The 17372-nt window shown below is 54.9% G+C and carries 12 protein-coding genes and 2 pseudogenes; 4 read left to right on the forward strand and 10 right to left on the reverse strand.

Annotation, left to right across the window (positions count from 1 at the left end; all coding sequences use genetic code 11):
* Positions 1-644: pseudogene (locus J7416_RS12495) on the forward strand (sugar transporter); the annotation flags it as partial.
* A 96-nt stretch (positions 645-740) separates the two neighbouring features.
* Positions 741-1907: a nucleotide sugar dehydrogenase gene (locus J7416_RS12500; protein WP_209225095.1), complete on the forward strand. Its 1167-nt coding sequence runs from the start codon at positions 741-743 to the stop codon at positions 1905-1907.
* 258 nt (positions 1908-2165) lie between these two features.
* Here J7416_RS12500 and J7416_RS12505 read toward each other — a convergent pair whose 3' ends face one another.
* The 10 genes and pseudogenes from J7416_RS12505 to J7416_RS12545 all read right to left on the reverse strand — a co-directional run bounded on the left by J7416_RS12505 (position 2166) and on the right by J7416_RS12545 (position 15517).
* Positions 2166-3284, reverse strand: a complete 1119-nt coding sequence (locus J7416_RS12505) for a glycosyltransferase family 4 protein (RefSeq protein ID WP_209225096.1) — start codon at positions 3282-3284, stop codon at positions 2166-2168.
* Entirely contained in the window at positions 3284-4246 is a 963-nt protein-coding gene (locus tag J7416_RS12510; RefSeq protein ID WP_247744272.1) for an EpsG family protein, read from the reverse strand. The genes J7416_RS12505 and J7416_RS12510 overlap by 1 nt, the downstream gene beginning before the upstream one ends.
* A 141-nt stretch (positions 4247-4387) precedes the next feature.
* Positions 4388-5251: an ATP-grasp fold amidoligase family protein gene (locus tag J7416_RS12515; protein WP_209225098.1), complete on the reverse strand. Its 864-nt coding sequence runs from the start codon at positions 5249-5251 to the stop codon at positions 4388-4390.
* A 4-nt stretch (positions 5252-5255) separates the two neighbouring features.
* Positions 5256-6566 carry an oligosaccharide flippase family protein gene (locus J7416_RS12520; RefSeq protein WP_209225099.1) on the reverse strand — a complete coding sequence of 437 codons (1311 nt, stop codon included), beginning with the start codon at positions 6564-6566 and terminating at the stop codon, positions 5256-5258.
* On the reverse strand, positions 6563-7594 hold the full coding sequence (locus J7416_RS12525) for an NAD-dependent epimerase/dehydratase family protein (protein WP_209225100.1): 1032 nt from the start codon (positions 7592-7594) through the stop codon (positions 6563-6565). The genes J7416_RS12520 and J7416_RS12525 overlap by 4 nt, the downstream gene beginning before the upstream one ends.
* A gap of 451 nt (positions 7595-8045) precedes the next feature.
* Positions 8046-8888: a hypothetical protein gene (locus tag J7416_RS12530; protein ID WP_209225101.1), complete on the reverse strand. Its 843-nt coding sequence runs from the start codon at positions 8886-8888 to the stop codon at positions 8046-8048.
* A 1088-nt stretch (positions 8889-9976) separates the two neighbouring features.
* A complete protein-coding gene (locus J7416_RS12535) occupies positions 9977-12511 on the reverse strand; it encodes a cation:proton antiporter (protein WP_209225102.1) in 2535 nt (844 codons plus the stop codon).
* A 100-nt stretch (positions 12512-12611) separates the two neighbouring features.
* Positions 12612-12809, reverse strand: a pseudogene (locus J7416_RS22640) (hypothetical protein); the annotation flags it as partial.
* 128 nt (positions 12810-12937) lie between these two features.
* Positions 12938-14479 (reverse strand): ankyrin repeat domain-containing protein, encoded by a 1542-nt coding sequence (locus tag J7416_RS12540; RefSeq protein WP_209225103.1) that lies wholly within the window; start codon positions 14477-14479, stop codon positions 12938-12940.
* 261 nt (positions 14480-14740) lie between these two features.
* A complete protein-coding gene (locus tag J7416_RS12545) occupies positions 14741-15517 on the reverse strand; it encodes a helix-turn-helix transcriptional regulator (RefSeq protein ID WP_209225104.1) in 777 nt (258 codons plus the stop codon).
* 119 nt (positions 15518-15636) lie between these two features.
* Between J7416_RS12545 and J7416_RS12550 the strand changes: the two genes are divergently transcribed.
* Positions 15637-16878 carry an MFS transporter gene (locus J7416_RS12550; RefSeq protein ID WP_209225105.1) on the forward strand — a complete coding sequence of 414 codons (1242 nt, stop codon included), beginning with the start codon at positions 15637-15639 and terminating at the stop codon, positions 16876-16878.
* 74 nt (positions 16879-16952) lie between these two features.
* Positions 16953-17369: a VOC family protein gene (locus J7416_RS12555; protein WP_209225793.1), complete on the forward strand. Its 417-nt coding sequence runs from the start codon at positions 16953-16955 to the stop codon at positions 17367-17369.
* Positions 17370-17372: the final 3 nt, after the last annotated feature.

Raw genomic sequence — 17372 nt, forward strand, 5'->3', positions numbered from 1 at the left:
GCGATGGCAATGTCTACCAGATCCCGCTGGAAGACCTCTATTCGCGCACCGAACTGCAGAACCTCAACCTGATCTCTGACGATTCGATCTTTGTCGACACCGACTATGACCTGGACCGCGCCGAGCGTTACTTTGCCCAGCAGATCGCCCTGCGCGAGACCGTGCTGGAAGGTCGCCAGACCGCCCTGCAGGAACTGAACACCGCCGTCACCCTGCGCCGCGACGATCTGAATGAACGCCGCGACAATTTCGTCCAGTCCATCGAGCTGGATGCCGTCGACCGCGACTATGTCTACCTGTCCGGCGAAGTGCGCACTCAGGGCCGCTATGCCCTGCCGTTCAACCAGACCGCCACCCTGGCCGACGCGCTCTTTGACACAGGCGGCGGTGTGGCCAAGGAAACCGGCGACGCCTCCGAGGTTTACGTCCTGCGCGCCGCAAACGACCCCCGCGAACTCGGTGCCGTCACCGCATGGCACCTCGACACCCGAAACGCCGCGCATCTCACACTCGCCGCACAGTTCCAACTGCGATCAAACGACATCATCTTCATCGCAGAAAACCCCGTCACAAAATGGGGCAGAACAATCTCTCAAATCACTCCTTCACTCATAACAACACCCATAAACGCAGCCGTGAATTAAGACCGCCTTCACGTCTTTCAAAAGTTCATCAGACACCAAAAACACGATTACGGTCACACCTGGTATGTGCACCGTGTTTAAACAAGGAACAGTGGTATGAAGATTGCAATTGCCGGGATTGGGTATGTTGGCTTGTCCAACGCAGTGCTGCTGGCGCAAAACCACGACGTTGTTGCGCTGGATGTGTCCGCGGATCGCGTGGACATGGTCAATCGGCGCGAAAGCCCGATCCAGGATGCCGATATCACTGATTTCCTGACCAACCGAGCGCTGAGCCTGACCGCCACCACTGATGCCGAAGCCGCGTTTGATGGGGCGGATTTTGTCGTTGTGGCTACCCCGACCAACTATGATCCACGCAGCAATTATTTTGACACCAGCTCGGTCGATGCGGTGATTGAACAGGTCACCAGGCTGAACCCCGATGCGGTCATCGTGATCAAATCCACCATCCCCGTGGGCTTCGTCACCAATGCCCGCGCGCAGTTTGACACCGACAACGTGATCTTCTCGCCGGAGTTTCTGCGCGAGGGTCAGGCGCTGTACGACAACCTGCATCCCAGCCGGATCATCGTCGGCGAACGCTCTGACAGGGCCAAAGCCATTGCCGATCTGCTGCTGGAAGGCGCTGTAACCAAGGATGCGCCGGTGCTGTTCACCGACCCGGACGAGGCCGAGGCGATCAAACTGTTCGCCAATACCTATCTTGCAATGCGCGTGGCCTTTTTTAACGAGCTCGACAGCTATTCGTTGGCCGGGGGGATGGATTCGCGCCAGATCATCGAAGGGGTCAGCCTGGACCCGCGGATCGGCGCGCATTACAACAACCCCTCCTTCGGCTATGGCGGCTATTGCCTGCCCAAGGATACCAAACAGCTGCTGGCCAATTACAACCATGTACCGCAAAACCTGATCCGCGCCATCGTCGATGCCAATCGCACCCGTAAGGATTTCCTCAGCGACCAGATCCTGATGAAAGGGCCGAAAACAGTCGGCATCTACCGGCTGGTAATGAAAGAGGGCAGCGACAATTTCCGCCAGAGCTCGGTTCAGGGCATCATGAAACGGATCAAAGCCAAGGGTATTCAGGTCATCGTCTATGAGCCGGCACTAACTGAAGACCATTTCTTTCACTCGCCAGTGATCAGCGATCTTACGGCATTCAAGCAGCAGGCCGACCTGATCGTCGCTAACCGGCTTTCCGACGAAATACGCGATGTCAGCGCCAAGGTCTTCACCCGTGACTTATTTGGTGCCGATTGAGAGTGCAAAGAATACCTTTTGAATACAAAAAACCCTCCGCCTGAATTCCAGCGAAAGGGCCGGGGCGCTGTAGAGATTTGTTGTCTTAGGCCAATAAAAAAGCATGAATGCCCGACGCCATTGCACCTCTGTCAAGTACACGCGCTGCGCCAAACCGCATCATTCACCTCGACACGAAACGCTGGTCCACTATTCTGTGCAACAGGGTCGTGCGAAACGTTCTGTTAAGCCTGAGATGGGAAGGACATCAAGAAAATATCAACGGCCAGATACAGCAGATTGCAATGCATCGTTGTAAATTTCGACGACTATCCTTTCATCGAACACCGTTTCCGCAATTTGTCGAGACCGTGCACCCATCCTGTTTTTCTCGTCGTCGTCGAGTTCCAGGAAATTCCTCATGGCGTCCGCCAAGGATTCTATCGATCTGGGCGCGCAAAGAAATCCGCTATTTCCGTGATCAACTACGTCTTTGCAGCCTGGCTGGGTCGTCGTAATGATCGGTCGTCCCATTGCTGCGGCCTCAAGTAGCGATCGGGGCGTACCTTCGCGATAGAAAGAAGGCAATACGACGCAATCAGCGGATGCGACAACTGGGCGAACGTCCTTGACCGCCTGATGGTATTCGACAACGCCATCATTCGTCAGGGCGTTGATTTCAGGTTCATCCAATCCGCCAGCTTTGCCGCCTCCGTATGGGCCGAGAAGCACAAATCGTGCGTCGGGAAAATCTGGCGCAATCGCGCGCGCAGCCTCAACGAATTCGATGACCCCTTTTTCACGCAGCATTCGTGCAACAAGCGTGAAGCATCGGCTTTGACCGGTCCCAGGCAAAGGGGTCGCCGAAAATGCCTTAAGATCCACACCGGATCCAGGTAAAAGACAGGCCTGTTCCCGTGCAATTAGCTTGTTGTCGACAAAAGTGGCCATGTCCTCGGGGTTCTGCAGAAACACCCGCGGACAACGTCGGAAAGCCGTACGGTAGAGGAATTTGACAACCCGGGACAGCAGAGTGTCGTTGTCAAAGACGCTTCCAAGGCCGGTCACGTTTGGCAGAAAGGGAATACCCAACATCCGGGCCGAAAGAGCGCCATAGATATTAGGCTTAATGGTATAGCCCAAAATGGCATCGGGCCGGTGCTGGCGGATGATCCCAAAGACCCTTGCCAATAGCGCGAATTCGGCAGGAACTGAGGTGCCGGTAGCGCTCATTTTCAGGTCCACAAACCGGACGCCCATCTGCTGAAAATCCTGGGTGTAATCGTCCCGGGGTGCCACCGCGATCAGGTCATGCCCCTGTGCGACCAGCTCGCGGATCAGGGTCCCCCGGAAGTTGATCAGTTTGAAACTGGAATTGGCGAGAAGGAGGATTTTCATTAGAAGCCGACCATTTTGTAAGGCACCCAGAAGTTCTGAGCCAGGTCGCTTTTTGCGAGCCAGTAAACCTGTGTGAACATTAGATAAGAGACTATGAGAAGGGCCACGGCAGCACGTGCTACTGCTCCGTAAAACATTGTAACAAAATACGAAAAGAAAAAAATCTGAACCGGCAAAAAGTACTTCCCGATCCGGTCAACTACAACAGTTGATGGTGACAGTGGCATCGCAACAAAACAAATGACCGCTGCCCACGCCATTAATACCAGGACTTTTCGTAATTGAGGGCTGATATTGAGCCTATTTTGGATCACCAAAAAACCTGCTGCTGGCAAGGCATTCAAAAAAAGGCGCAAAAGTGCTCCACGCGAACCCGCCTCTGACTCGAGGTACCTAGAAGAATAAATATCCAACCTATCTGACAGCATGTATTGGATGACAATAGCTGCGATGGCCAAGAAGGTGGGATAGAGTAAAGCTCGGTTCTTTGACACGAGGACAACTCCAAATCCCATAAGAATAATAGCCGTGCGATGAAAAAGGGCAGCCAGAACGATGCAAGCGAGAAAAGTCCAGACTTTCCGGCGGTCAAGATACGCGAGCCCAATTAGGATAATCCCCAAGGCAGTGGCTTGCCTGACGTGATCCATTGCCATCACAGTCACAATATGCGGCATAGTTGCCGCTACGGCGATCCAAGGGTAGGGCGTTCGCAATGCGAACATCACAATCCCAACGGCCAAAACGATGGCGCAAAACAAAAAAACGCCGGCAATTCCAAAACCGATTTGGTACGATAACCAGTTTATCAGAGAGTATCCAAGATCGGTTACTCCGACAGCTTGGATGAAGGGTTCGTCTGAGATTACCTCGTAGAGGTAATTGTATTGCACCCAATCTTTGCCGACTTCAAACCGCAGGCCGATGAAAAGGCTTAAAACCATCCCAAAGAAGACAAGCATCGCCAAGCCTACTTGGGATGGTCTTCGGCCCAAAGCGGAAATAACTCCACCTGTGTACGCAATGGAGCTAACTGCAAAGTAAGCGAACATGGGCGGTTAATCTGCCTGTAAAGATGTTAAAGTATTTGGCATGATGCGTTTTCAGGCCAGTGACCGCGATTGAATGACCTCGCCAAGCCGCCGGTCCCCATGTTCGGGCTGGAATTTTTCGGCACCGTTTCCAGGGAAGAAAGTCATTTCTCCCAGTTTCAGGCCTTCTGGCATAAAATAGAAGTCTACCCGCACGAAGCCAAAACCACTCGACAATTCTCGCGCGGTTTCCAGCGCCTCGGACAGTTGGTCGGGCGCAGACATGACCTCGGGTTTGCGGGGATAGCACATAGAATAGTCCATGAGCTGCCAATTCGTCGAATAGAGTTGCCGGGTATGTTCGGTATAGCGCCCGTGGTCGACCTGAATGGCGAAAGGTTCTCCTCCGGCGCAAAAGAACTTGAAATCCTTGGGTGGATTGCCGGTTTCATCGCGCAAAAGCGGCTCGACTATGATTCGTTTCGGGATGCCTTTGTAGTTCGGCTCACGGCTGCGCTGATAGTAGTCTTCCTGAAGCCAAGCGCGAAAGGTTTGCAAATCCTCTGGGCAGAAAGCCACGCCCGCCTCGGCGGTTCGAATGATGGCTTCGCCGCTACCATGGGTCGATTTCGCGATGACTTCGCCCTCGAAGTGGAACGCCGCGATTTCTTCGACGCTATCGAAAACACCAATGGTTGGAACAACGAGATGCTCCATCCCCAGTTCTGCCAACCACTCTTTGACCTGCGCCTTTTCAGTGATGCGACGCGCCAGATTCAGATCACCCCTGAACGCCCATTTCTGTGCCAGGATATGTTCATTGAAGGTTTTTGGCCGGCGGATATTCGGGAAATAGCCCAAACGCTTGCGGGCGTTCAGCACGGACAGCGCATTGTCCCAGATATGTCCGGTCGGGATGTAGTTTTGTAGCTTCATCGGATCAACCGCTTGTAGGAGTAGTGTGCAGGGTTCTGCTTGAAAAAGCCCAGAATGACAAATTCCAAGTGCGGCAAGCCAGCAGACGCAGACCCAAAGACCACAAGACTATGGCACCTGAGGTCGCAAGGGCGGCACCGGTCATGCCGAGCAGAGGAATAAGGGTCAGATTGGCGATCACGGAACAGACGCCGGCCCCGGCGAAAATACAGGCGGTCGTGCGTTGGTGACCCTGCATATAAAGGGCCTGCATCGTTGCCCCATTGGCCGCGACCGCCAGATTGGCTGCACAAAGGATCAGCATGATCGGGTAGCCGGGCAAGTATTCAGGACCCGCCAGAATACTGATGATCTGTTCCCCCCACACAGTCAGACCGACCAAAGCGGATCCGCCAAACCCCAGAGAAAACAAAACGCTCTTGCGCAGGTACCCCGAGACGTTCTCTGATGTGCTGTTGCCGTCTGCGGCGGCGAGGTAGGGCGCGTATAAATGCCCGATGGCCTGCACCCCGAAAGTGACCAGAACGGCGGCTTGCGCTGCTATGCGATAGATGCCGGCCTCGGCCTCACCCGCCAGAATGCCCAGTAGAATGACGTCGATCTGCCGATTGAAAACCAACAATCCGGTCACAAGTGCAAACGGAGCTACATGCGCTATCCAGTCTGCGTCGCTCATCTGGCTGGCCTTAGCAGCCAAACCGCGAAGATCGTTCCGGATCAGAAACAAGCTGAGAAAACAGGTGGTCGCAGCTGAGGCCACATAAAACCCTGTTGCGATGCGCCAGTTCTGGAATTGAGAAACTGACTCAAAGGCAATTGTCAGCCCCAGCACCAACAGCGGAATTAAAATGGTGCCAACCAGAATGGCAGAGTTTGGCCGGAAACTGCCGCGCATGACGCCTTCCGCCAGACCGATGGCGCATAGAAACGGCAGCGCGAATGAGAAGCAGGCAACGCTGGTAAGAAATGCCTCACTGCCCGGCTGCAGCCAAACTGCAACCCAAAGCCCAGCAATCAGAAGGCCCGAATAAAGCGCAGAAAGCCGAAAGCCGGCTACCAGCAGACCACCCGCCAGACGCGGATCGCTGTCCTGCCGGGCGATTGCGACGTGTTTGGTAACAAGGGTCGAGGCACCATTTTTGATTGGAATGACCAGCAAAGTGATGGTCGCAAGCCCAAACGCAAACACTCCGAATTGCATCGGCCCCAACAGACGGGCCAGTACAATTGTCATGGTTGCGCCAATCAGCGCCTCAAGCCCCTTTAGGCCAAGGACAATGAGCCCTCGTCGTGCCTTGAGGATACGGGAGATCAATTTTTGGGCACCTGATAGTAGTCGCAATACCAGTCGACAAAGCGGGCAACACCGTCTTTGATATCCGTTTTTGGGGTATAGCCGGTCAAGTTCCGGAGAAGGGTGGCCTCTGCCCAGGTGGCCGGAACATCGCCAGGTTGCATGTCCATATAGTTGCGCACGGCCTTGCGCCCGACGGCTGTTTCAATGGCGTCGATGAAATCGGTGAGCTGCTCGGACTTCGAGTTTCCAATGTTGATAACGCGATGGGGCGCGACTGGTGACAGACTATCGCCCTGCCTGATGTCAGAGCTGTCGGCCGGGCGTTCTGGAGCCGTATCAAGCAACAGACGAATGGCTTCGACCAGATCTTCGACATACGTAAAGTCGCGCTTCATGTTGCCGTGGTTGTAGACGTCGATTGGATTGCCTTCGAATATCGCCTTGACGAATTTGAACAACGCCATGTCAGGCCGACCCCAGGGGCCATAGACAGTAAAGAACCGGAACATGGTAATTGGCAAATCAAATAGATGCGAATAGGAATGGGCCATATTCTCATTTGACTTCTTGGTTGCCGCATAAAACGACATCTGGTGATCGGCGCGTTGCGTTTCCTGATATGGCATCTCTGTATTTGCGCCATAGGCTGAAGATGTTGATGCAAGCAACATGTGACGCGGCGGATATGCGCGCGCTGCTTCCAGAATCTCAAACGTTCCGATCAGGTTGCTCTCCAGATAAGAACGTGGATTTTCAATAGAATATCGCACTCCGGCCTGAGCCGCGAGGTGAACGACATAGTCAGGAGTATACGTACGGAATAGTTCAAGAACGAGGCCGGGATCTTCAAGTTTGCCGATTACCGGAATAAAGTTATTTCCGTTAAGCGCCTGTGCCAGCAAATTGTGGCGATCTTTTTTCAGAGCAACGTCATAATAGTCGCTCAGGCAATCCAATCCTACAACGCGGTAGCCTTGCGCTAAAAGGAGGTTGCAAAGGTGGTATCCGATAAAGCCAGCTGATCCAGTCACAAGAACAGTTTGCACGCGTGCTACCTTTCAAAAAATTGCAATTCAAACATCTTTGATCAAGTCATCGGCCAATCCCTTGCCGACGGCGTCCGCATGCCCTTTAGCCATGCATCTGTCAATGCCAAGATGGATGTTGTTTTGAAACATTCAGCCTGAAATTGGACGACCTGTCGCTCAATTCTCGTATTACTTTCGAAGCGCCAGCGAACAACGTGCCTGCAAGGGTCTAGACTAGTCGACGCCACGCCGCTGATCCGATGAAAGCGTAACGCTATTGGGTATCGGCCGCGCTTGAATGTGTGGCCAGGATGATCTTTGAGCCGGCGCACTTCATTGATACGCAGCTTCTAACGAATCTCTGCATTGTGGCAACGCTTCAGGCACTTGTGCGGTTGCACCGTCCAGGCGCGACGGGCCTGATTCACAAATGTGATAAGTCCGTCGCTAGCAAGGAAGCTTATGTGCGTCACGCTGATGCTTTCGATTTCACCTCAAGAAACTTCGTCAAAGACGCGGTTTCTGGTTCGGACAACCCACGATCGATAATGCCATACGCATAAAGGCGCGTGCTACCTGGTAGTTCCCTGTGTCCTGCGCCGATTGTCTGCCCTCTTATGATCGTTATGCCCGCCTCATTTGCCCAAAATTCAGTAACGTCCGATCCTAGGTCAGGCAGGGTGACACCAAGCCCGCCGGCAATCTGATCGAAGGAGAAATACCACAAATCTCGCTGGCCAGCTTCGATAATGTCGTACTGATTGTCGCGTTGTTGGTAGGGGGTCACAATTGTTCCCGCCTCGTGCTGCGGCCGCCAGACGTCCACCACACGCGCTGTCGCACCGGCCCACGTGCTGATGTTGTATGATGTTAAAACGTCTCCTGAAACGGCTCCGCTAATCTGCTGCCAATCGCCGTTGAACATGTGGGTGAATTCACCACCCCCACTTAAACGGCACCGGAGTGTTTCACCGGAAACGCCCTTGACCCACATACTCCCGACGTAGGTGCCCGACGGGAGGTCCAGCGGCTGCGAAAAAATCTGGTTTTCAGCGCTAAAGGTCAGGCGCGCAGCGGTCCAGGTGCCATCGGGCGCGATTGTAGCGTTCGCCTCAATTGTATTCGCCCCCGAACCGGAGCCGCCAAAAGCGAAACCAGAAAGATCAGAAGTTCCATTCAGGTTCTGACGCAACCCGCTTGCCGGATGCCGCGCAAGCGTAGGGGTGTTTGCACCACTTACTGTTTCGACCGCGTGATAGCCATGCCCGCTTTTGTCGACCGCATTGGCAACTGGCTGCCCCGCGCCTGTCACGGGCACTGTGCCCGCCGCATCCTGGAACAATGTACGCAGATCAGAGGGGTCGAACCAAACCCTTGGGTTCAAGCCGCCGATCCCACGTTGGTTTTTTTGCATTGCAAGCGATGTGATGCCGAGACCAATCTCAATCATTTTCTTCAACCTTTCGAATGGCGCCACCCGGTCGTTTTATCAATTGTTCGACGTAGCCCGGACCAGTCTCGCAAGTGCTTTCGCTTTGGAACATGTTCATGCGTCTCCATATTTTTGCTTATTGCGATACCGCAGATTGGGCCTGGGCGCGGACACCTGAGTTTTTTGAGGATAGAATTTTGGAACTCTGGTGCTTTGTGATACCCAGCCGCACTTGATGAAGTTGCATGGTCTTCGGGCTCCAGTTCTGGAATTGATTTACTTGGCACCGGAGAAGATTGTCGAAGTTCGTTAACTTCATGTTAGGCAACAGTTCGGCTTAACAACCAAAGACATGCGACACATCATTGATACCGGCGTAGCGTGGTTTGCTATCCTCGGAACGTCGGTCTGGGCAGGGTTGTTACAGCCGATACATCATCGCCTGGAAGCTTTGTACGACGATAAAGGCCGAGGATGACGAGATCTTGTCCGCCATTGGTCCGAGGACAATGGTCGAGTGATGCATTGGGGATCTGTTGCAAAGTTCCTTATTGAACGAAGAGCTGGCACCGAACCCGCGACTTACGATATCGCATTTCAAGTTGGGAAGTAGCGCCATCGCCGCCCCTGCAACAAAACCGCATACCAGAAAAAAACCAACTTCGTTGTTCTCGTCCTTAACCTCGCCTGATTGCCGTTATTAGGATGTATGGACGCGGAAAACCGCAAGCCTCTTTAGACACAGAACCTGAATGCTCACGTCTTGAGGGCGCACTTCGGTCTTAACTGCAGCAGGTCGCGAAACGCATATTCCGGACGTTCACAGTCCAGTGTCAGATGGCCGAAGCGCGGACAATGCTGCCATTGGAGGCTGCAGATTCAATGAATTTTCACTGCCCAAATCCGCGATCGGCAAACACATGCAAACAAACAACTACTGTCGCGTCTCTTTTCGTATCAACTCGCGGTCAATAGCTGGGCCGTTTTTCTGATGAGTCTGAAGGTCCGTCCAAGTCCAGAACCGTGGGGTCGATGTTGCGCTTGTTTGCGCTCATCTTGACAGACTTCCGCATGGCCTCACTTCGCCGAAGCAATCGTCGGAAACGCACTTCGTCGAGTACAAGCAGTGTCGAGGGTGATAACGCCCGCACGCTAACGCGACGGGGCTGTTTCGACAGCATAGCCAATTGCCCAAACATTTCGCCACGACCCAACCGAGACGTATGCCTGCCAAACTCCACTTCGACCGCCCCGGAAGCGATGAAAAACACACTCCGGGCGAATTCATCTTTGGAAATAATAGTATCGCCCGCGTTGGCATGTCGTGTCCGCAGCGCTCTGCTGAGTTTCCGCAGTGAAGCTTTGTCGAGATCAGAAAAGAGCGGAAACTGCCGGACCAGATCCCGCCCTTTGAGCGCGATGTCCAGCACTGGACGCCCTTCAGACATAGCACGTCGGGCCGCCACTTCCTGCATCAATACCGAATACAGCTCTTCACCCACCAAGCCGTCTTCGCGCATGACCGTGTATTCGCGCTCTTCCAGTCGCAGCGCCGTCCGCCGGATAAACCGCCGCTCCAGCTTTTCGGCATAGCCAGGATACTGTAGCCGCAGACCGTCAAGCGCGGTTTCAACCGCATCGAAACGACGCGCCAACAAATCATCAAGCAGTTCCGCAACCCGGCGGCCGTGGATGCGGCGTATGCGGCCACGGACGAACCCATCAAGATCCTTCAGGATTAGGCGCTGCATGAGCAACCTTTCAAACCGATCCGTTGTAAGACGTGTGAGCGGGAACGAGATTCGAAGGCGGTTGTTCAAAAACACGGCGATCCGAAAAGACTTGCCGTAAACGACGGAGCGGTTGGATGCGCGATGATACCCAATCCGCCCTCCGGTCCGTGCCCCTTCGATGAGCCGATCAGTGTCAGACAGAATCTTCTCACTCAGAACCGACGACATGGTGCGCTCTCGCATCCGGGCCAAGACCGAGTCCCGCTCGGCACCGGCCAGCGCAATAAGGCCAAGCGTAATCCTGTCACGATCAAGAATCTCTGCGCTGTCTTCGGCGTCCCTAACAGCCTCGTCGAGGCGTTCACTGAACCTTTTGGCTTCGTTTCTGACGATTTCGTGGTTCAAGTCGTAGTTTTCTGCCGTGCGGGCCACGTCTTCGCGAACGGATTGCAAGGCAACCGCAACCACCTGACGCGATAGCGCCGTATCAAGCGGAGAGAGCTTGTCGAGCCCTAGTTTTGTGATCACCGTGCGCAAGGTTGTTCCCTGAACAACCAGTGTGAACAGCGTAAACCCAGTGGCCAGAATGCCGACCAGGCGCTTGGTCTCGAGCGGGATATGCGTGCTTTCCGTGACTGCCAGTGCCAGCGCCAGTGTCACGGCACCCCGCAGCCCACCCCACAGCATCGCGGTGCGATAGGGGCGTTCAACTGCTGGCGACACGCCGATTGTCGTAAGTAGGGGCAACAAGCCAAACAGAACCGCTGCCCGCGCCAGCGTTGCAGCGAGAACCACCACAGCCAACAGGCCAAGGTCAGACGGCTGCACCCCTTCCAACAATCTCGGTATCAACAGTGCTGCAAGAATAAAGATCAGCGCCCCGGCCCAATGCGCCAGAAGGTCCCATACCTCTTGCAAATTTGCCCATGCAACCGGCGACAATCGACCGGGGCCGGTTAGGTTGAGCGTAAGGCCTGCAGCCACCACAGCGATGACACCCGAAGCCCCAACGCTTTGTTCTGCAACGATATAGGCAAGATACGGCAACGCAACCGAGATTGAAACCTGTGCCATTTCCCAGCGATCTACGAAGGCCATAAGCCAAACAGTCATGCGCGCTGTGAGCAAACCGGTCAGTACTCCGCCCACGATCAACAGCGGAAATTGCCCCAAGGCTTCACTCAGTAAAGGGTTGGGTCTTCCGAGCATGACAAAGCTCATGAATAGTCCAAAAAGCGCGATGGCTGCGGCATCGTTAAGAAGGCTTTCGCCTTCGATAATTCGCGAAAGCCTGCGTGGTGCGGAAATCGATCTAAAAATGCTGACAACCGCCGAGGGATCTGTCGTCGACACTATAGACCCGATCAAGAGGCAAGCGACCAGCGGTAGCGTACTTACCCAACTCAGCGCGTAGCCAATGGAAAGTGTCGCTACAATCACTGCGACAATGGCCATCATCAGGATAGGCATCCAGTCGTCCAGCATCCTGCGAAGGTTCATGCCGAGTGTCGCTTGAAAAAGCAGCGTTGGCAGGAAAACGTAGAGGAATACGTCAGATCGTATCGGCAGATCAATGATCGCCTGCGCCCCCGGGTTCAGCGCATCCGTTAGATCAGTGTCGAGAAAAAATGTCGCGCCAAGCCCGATCACTATTCCCAGGAGCGCGAGAATAACGCTGAAAGGCAGGCGCAACCGCGCGGCCAATGGTTCCGCCACGCCGATTACTACAAAGAGAGAAGTTATGATGGTCGTAATAACGACGATGTCCATAAACAATGTCTAACTGAGAACTTGAATTTATGGAATCCAACTTTTTTGGACTTGATCGCCCTCACGGGCTCCTAGGTTCAATGTAAGCCGTCTGGGCGCCAACCCGCCCGTAGCTGACAGACCATCCAGCCTCTCTCAGCAGCGCAGCAAACCTGTGATAGCCACATCGGCCGCATTGTCGGGCCAATTCGATCATGTCGCAAACCAGGCGGTCTTCGTCTGCGCGAAAAACGAACAATAATAGTCATATATCTCCGACAAGAGCTCTCTTCCTTTGGGTGACATTCTCCTGGCCCATCTCCTAACGGTTTACTGCCTTTCGGAGCGGTGCAGCAAACGCCTTGGGGGCCGATCCTGCCGATGAAGATCAGCCGTTAGACAATCTGGCTGCGCCAGTCTGTGCGTCTGGCGAAGGCGCTTTGATCCTCAGACGACCCCATGTTCGGTTACTTGCAGCGGATGAGATTCCGCCCAATCGGCAAGAAAGGCGGACATCTCGGGAGCAGTTGCGAATTGTGAGGCCTTACGCGGAAGTGCCACACCGTTCTCGAGCGCCAGGCGCGCGCATTCGATGTGGTGGCGATGTGCCTTTTGCGGACAGTGTTCGGACCCGTGAATGATCGTGGAAAGCAGTGTCCCTCCATAAGCATTTGTGTGGTCAAGGTCCGGGTTCTGGCCAAGAAAATAGGACATGACTTCGGGCATACCCTCCCAACCGGCAAGGTGCAGGGGCGGCATGCCCATCTCGTCCGGCAGATTTGGGTCCAGGCCAATGTCGACCAGGCGCTGCATGTGGGGCAGGGTTCCTTCGCGCCAGACAAGGCGGCACAGGAGAAATTTCATCTCTTCCGACAGGGCGTTTGTGTCGATCTGATCGTCCACCTTTGAGGTGGCGTCCGCTGCCCGGGCAAGTTGCTCTTCGGTCGATGTCAACTGCGTGGATGCACCTGCCGCTTCCAGAACTGACGCGACATCCCGGTTTCCGAATATGCGGGCAAAGGCATAGGGCGTGTGGCCGCGACTGACAGCATTTGGGTTTGCGCCGTGGTTCAGCAAAAGCTGCGCGATCTCACCCGAAGCCAACCGCCGGGCCGCCTGATGCAAGGCGGGGATTACCAAGGAAGGTTCACCCGACGGATGAGGGTTTATGCCTTCGTTGGGATCAGCACCGTGTTCCAGCAACAGCCGAACAGCATCGGTGCTGTTGAAGTCAATCGCTCTGGGCAATGCATTTGTGCCCTTCGGGTTTGCCCCATGTTCCAGCAACAAACGAAGACCTTGGGTATGACCGAGTTCGGTGGAATGATAGAGGGATTCATTGTCGTCAGGATTTGCCCCATGTTCCAACAACCACCTGGCCAAAGCCATGTTGTCTGCATGGCCGATGGCCCCGTAAAGCGCGGACAAGCGGTGATCTGTCTCGGGGTCTAAGGCAAAACTGTCATTCACATCGGCGCCGTGTTCGACAAGCAATTCCGCCATGGCGAGCATCTCGGGTTCTTTTTCAGGCTCTGTCTTGATGTATCTCGAAAATGCCAGATGGCACATTGGTCTTCGCGGCGGGTATTCGCGCGTTGCGGCACCGGCATCCCGCTCTAGGATCTTGCGCATCGCGGATACGTCATAGAGCGCGACGAGAAGAGGCACCTGACCGTCGGCGAGGTCGGGCTCATCCGCAAGCAGATGTGCGATCGTCTCGTTTGAGCCGTTATACAGCGCCCAACGTAGCCGTCCCTGTTTCTGCGCGCGATCCATGCCTTGCGTTTCAACGGCAAGTTTCAGTGCCGGCCACGAGGCGTAACCAGTCTCTCGCGCAATGACATGCAGACAATCGGCGTGCTTGTAGACCCCGTTTGCGGGGGGTGCGACAATTCCGTGTACGCGCAGCATTGCGCCTTTGTCGCCTTCCGTCAGAGCTTTGCCCAAAGCCTTGGCATCACGGCGCAGTTGATCGAGTGATTTGGTCATCGGTCTTCCCTCCACTGCCCGACGGTCCGCTAATCCGGGCTGAGAAACCGATGTGGTTTTCACACATTTTGTGCGAGGTGCCGATGACAGCTTTCCGCGGACCAGGGGGCCGCCTCGAAACGGCCTGTGGCCACAGTAGCTATTGCGAACATGTCTCGCAAGCGGGATCACTCTGGCTATATTAGCGCAACGAATGGCTGCCATATGGCTTGCGACTGCAGCATTTTGGTTTGCAAATAGCTGTCGGGTTTTAGCTAGCCGTCACGGTACAACCAGTCGATTCTTGAGAGCGTCTTTGGGACTAGCGCCAAGTGTTTGCCGAAACATGTAGCTGAACGCGCTCGTCGACTCATATCCCATGTCGAACGCAACCGAAGTTACACTTGCACCCGAAGCAAGCAGCGAGACGGCATGCAAGACCCGAGCGTGTCGCAACCATTTCGACGGTGGCATACCTGTTTCAGCAATGAAAAGTCGTTCGATGGTCTTTCGACTTGCAGGTATATCTGACAGCCATTCCACCACCGAACGAACACTACCAGGATCATCAAGGGCAGCTTGAGCGGCGCTCTGAAGGCGAGCGTCTTTGGGCAAAACCAGAGTGAGCGGCACGTCTTTCGCGGCGAGCATCTCGTGTCTGAGAAGGGTATGCAGCGCTGCGTTGTGATTGGCCGTACGTGTATTTGTGGCCTCTGGCATCGCGGCAACAAACAGTTCATTTAGAAGCGGCGTCATTGCCACGACCCGGCAGTCTGGTCCAAGTCGCTCTGCCTCGTCGCGATTGACATCAACGTAGTGCATTATGTTGTTCGACCCGTACCTCATCCAGTGTTGCAGATCCGGAGGAACCCACATCGCCATGGCCGGACTAAGAAGCAGGACGCGGTCAGGGGTTCCCACGTACATCGAGCCTGACGCCGCAGAGATGATTTGACCAAAATCGTGGCAATGCCAATCGTAGCTTTCGCCGGACGCTGGCCTGATCGTCTCACCAAGAAATCGGGGGCGATCCTGTTGGAAAATTCCGCTGTCCGTCATTGACGAATCCTCGATGATAACTGGCTCGCTTTCGACAGACAGACATACCACGATTGGCTAGATATCGCCAATCCATCGGGCCTTGGGTGCGATGTGTCGATCTGAACGGAAAAGCAACCATGACTAACCGAACCTTGATGGCCTGGTTCGCCGTGGGCCACTTTGCGAACGATTGGCCAATTGCAGCGCTGTGGCTGATCGTGCCCGCTGCCGGGCTTGCAATGACCCTTTCGCCTGCCGAAGTCGGTTTGCTTTTCACGCTGCTCAGTGTTGGTGGAGCGCTGGCCTATGTGCCTGCAGGTCTGCTGGCGGACCGTGCCCTTAGCCCGCGCTACCTTCTTGTCGGCACCTTCTTCTGGGTTGCTATCGGATACGCCCTTGCGGCACTGGCCCCGGGCTTTTGGAGCTTGGCCGTGCTTTTGGCGATTGCGGGGATGGGCAACGCGGCTTGGCATCCAATTGCGACTGGTGTGCTGACGCGCACCAACAGGAAAACGCGCGCTCGTGCCCTGGGTATACATGCGGTAGGCGGCTCGGTCGCCGAAGTCTTGGCTCCACTGACGGTTGGGCTACTTTTATCTACCGTCGATTGGCGTGTCGCTCTGACCGTTTCGGTGCTGCCGACAGTATTTGTCGGTCTTTGCTTTGTGATTGTGGTTCAGGCAATCCCACCTGAAAAAAGTCCGCGTGTGAACCGACAAGAGCTTACAGAGCTGGTGCGGACGTGGCGCAGCCGAAACGGGTTGCGCATCGTCGCAACTGTTTCACTCTATAACATGGCGCTGATCGGATTGCTGAGCATGATGCCGCTCTATCTGGCGACGGCTCATGGCTTTGCACCAGGAACCATCGGGATCGCTTTTGCAGCCATTCTGGTAACCGGTGCGCTGGCTCAGCCGTGGGTTGGATCGATTTCCGACAGGTTCGGCCGCATGCCGGTACTTGCTAGCGGCAATGGGCTTGGGGCATTTTCAATTGCGACACTGACGTTCGACCCTCCGTTCTGGTTCATGATTGCCATGATGGCGGTCGGGGTCGCGTCGCTGGACGCAGTTCGAGCGGCAATGCTAGCAGCCGCCGTAGATCACTCTGATCGCAGTGAAAGCACGACGTTGGGTTTCGCGTTTGCCCTTTTGGATGGGGTAGGTGCGCTTGGTGCGGTGTTGGCAGGAGTGGTAGCGGGCTTCTCTTGGGGCGCTATGTTTGGCCTCTGCGCCGCCCTTGCAATCGGTGCAGCCATTCTGAGTGCTAGAGGCTTTTGCAGATCCGGCAAACCCGCCCTGGTCACGCCTACCACAAGACACGGCATGACCATCAAAGAAGCCAAAGCTGAGCATGCTCGGCGGTATTGGTTCATCTAGGCAAACAGCTTGGCTGCGCAAAGTATGATGAGACGAAGTTCGAAACTATGTCCGCCTTTGGAGGAACTCAGACGATGATTGCATATATTTCAGTGGGCGCTGATGACATGAAACTTGCGGAACGCTTTTACTCTGCATTCTTGCCCGATCTCGGGTATCATTTGGAGTATTATCACGGTGATCTGAGCTTTGCGCTGCCTGCGAAATCGGGACATGCAGCAAACCAGCCGGAGTTCTACGTGAAGTCCCCCTTCAATGGGTTGTCGGCTTCGGCGGGGAACGGGACAATGGTCGCCTTCCAGGCACGCAATCAACAACAGGTTCGTGACCTACATTCCGCAGCAATCGCGGCGGGAGGGTCCGACGAAGGCGCGCCTGGCTTCCGAGAATACTACGGGCCGAACTTCTTCGTCGGATACCTGCGCGACCCTCAAGGCAACAAGATCGCATTATTCTCCAGCGATCCGAGCGAAGCGGAACGCAATGGATGACAG

The organism is Ruegeria sp. R14_0 (genome assembly GCF_017743975.1).
Classification (GTDB): domain Bacteria; phylum Pseudomonadota; class Alphaproteobacteria; order Rhodobacterales; family Rhodobacteraceae; genus Ruegeria.

Bases quoted from the DNA above. Each gene is read 5' to 3' on its own strand.
- J7416_RS12500 (WP_209225095.1), top strand. From the start codon at position 741: ATGAAGATTGCAATTGCCGGGATTGGGTATGTTGGCTTGTCCAACGCA.
- J7416_RS12505 (WP_209225096.1), bottom strand. From the start codon at position 3,284: ATGAAAATCCTCCTTCTCGCCAATTCCAGTTTCAAACTGATCAACTTC.
- J7416_RS12510 (WP_247744272.1), bottom strand. From the start codon at position 4,246: ATGCTTGTCTTCTTTGGGATGGTTTTAAGCCTTTTCATCGGCCTGCGG.
- J7416_RS12515 (WP_209225098.1), bottom strand. From the start codon at position 5,251: ATGAAGCTACAAAACTACATCCCGACCGGACATATCTGGGACAATGCG.
- J7416_RS12535 (WP_209225102.1), bottom strand. From the start codon at position 12,511: ATGGACATCGTCGTTATTACGACCATCATAACTTCTCTCTTTGTAGTA.
- J7416_RS12540 (WP_209225103.1), bottom strand. From the start codon at position 14,479: ATGACCAAATCACTCGATCAACTGCGCCGTGATGCCAAGGCTTTGGGC.
- J7416_RS12545 (WP_209225104.1), bottom strand. From the start codon at position 15,517: ATGACGGACAGCGGAATTTTCCAACAGGATCGCCCCCGATTTCTTGGT.
- J7416_RS12550 (WP_209225105.1), top strand. From the start codon at position 15,637: ATGACTAACCGAACCTTGATGGCCTGGTTCGCCGTGGGCCACTTTGCG.
- J7416_RS12555 (WP_209225793.1), top strand. From the start codon at position 16,953: ATGATTGCATATATTTCAGTGGGCGCTGATGACATGAAACTTGCGGAA.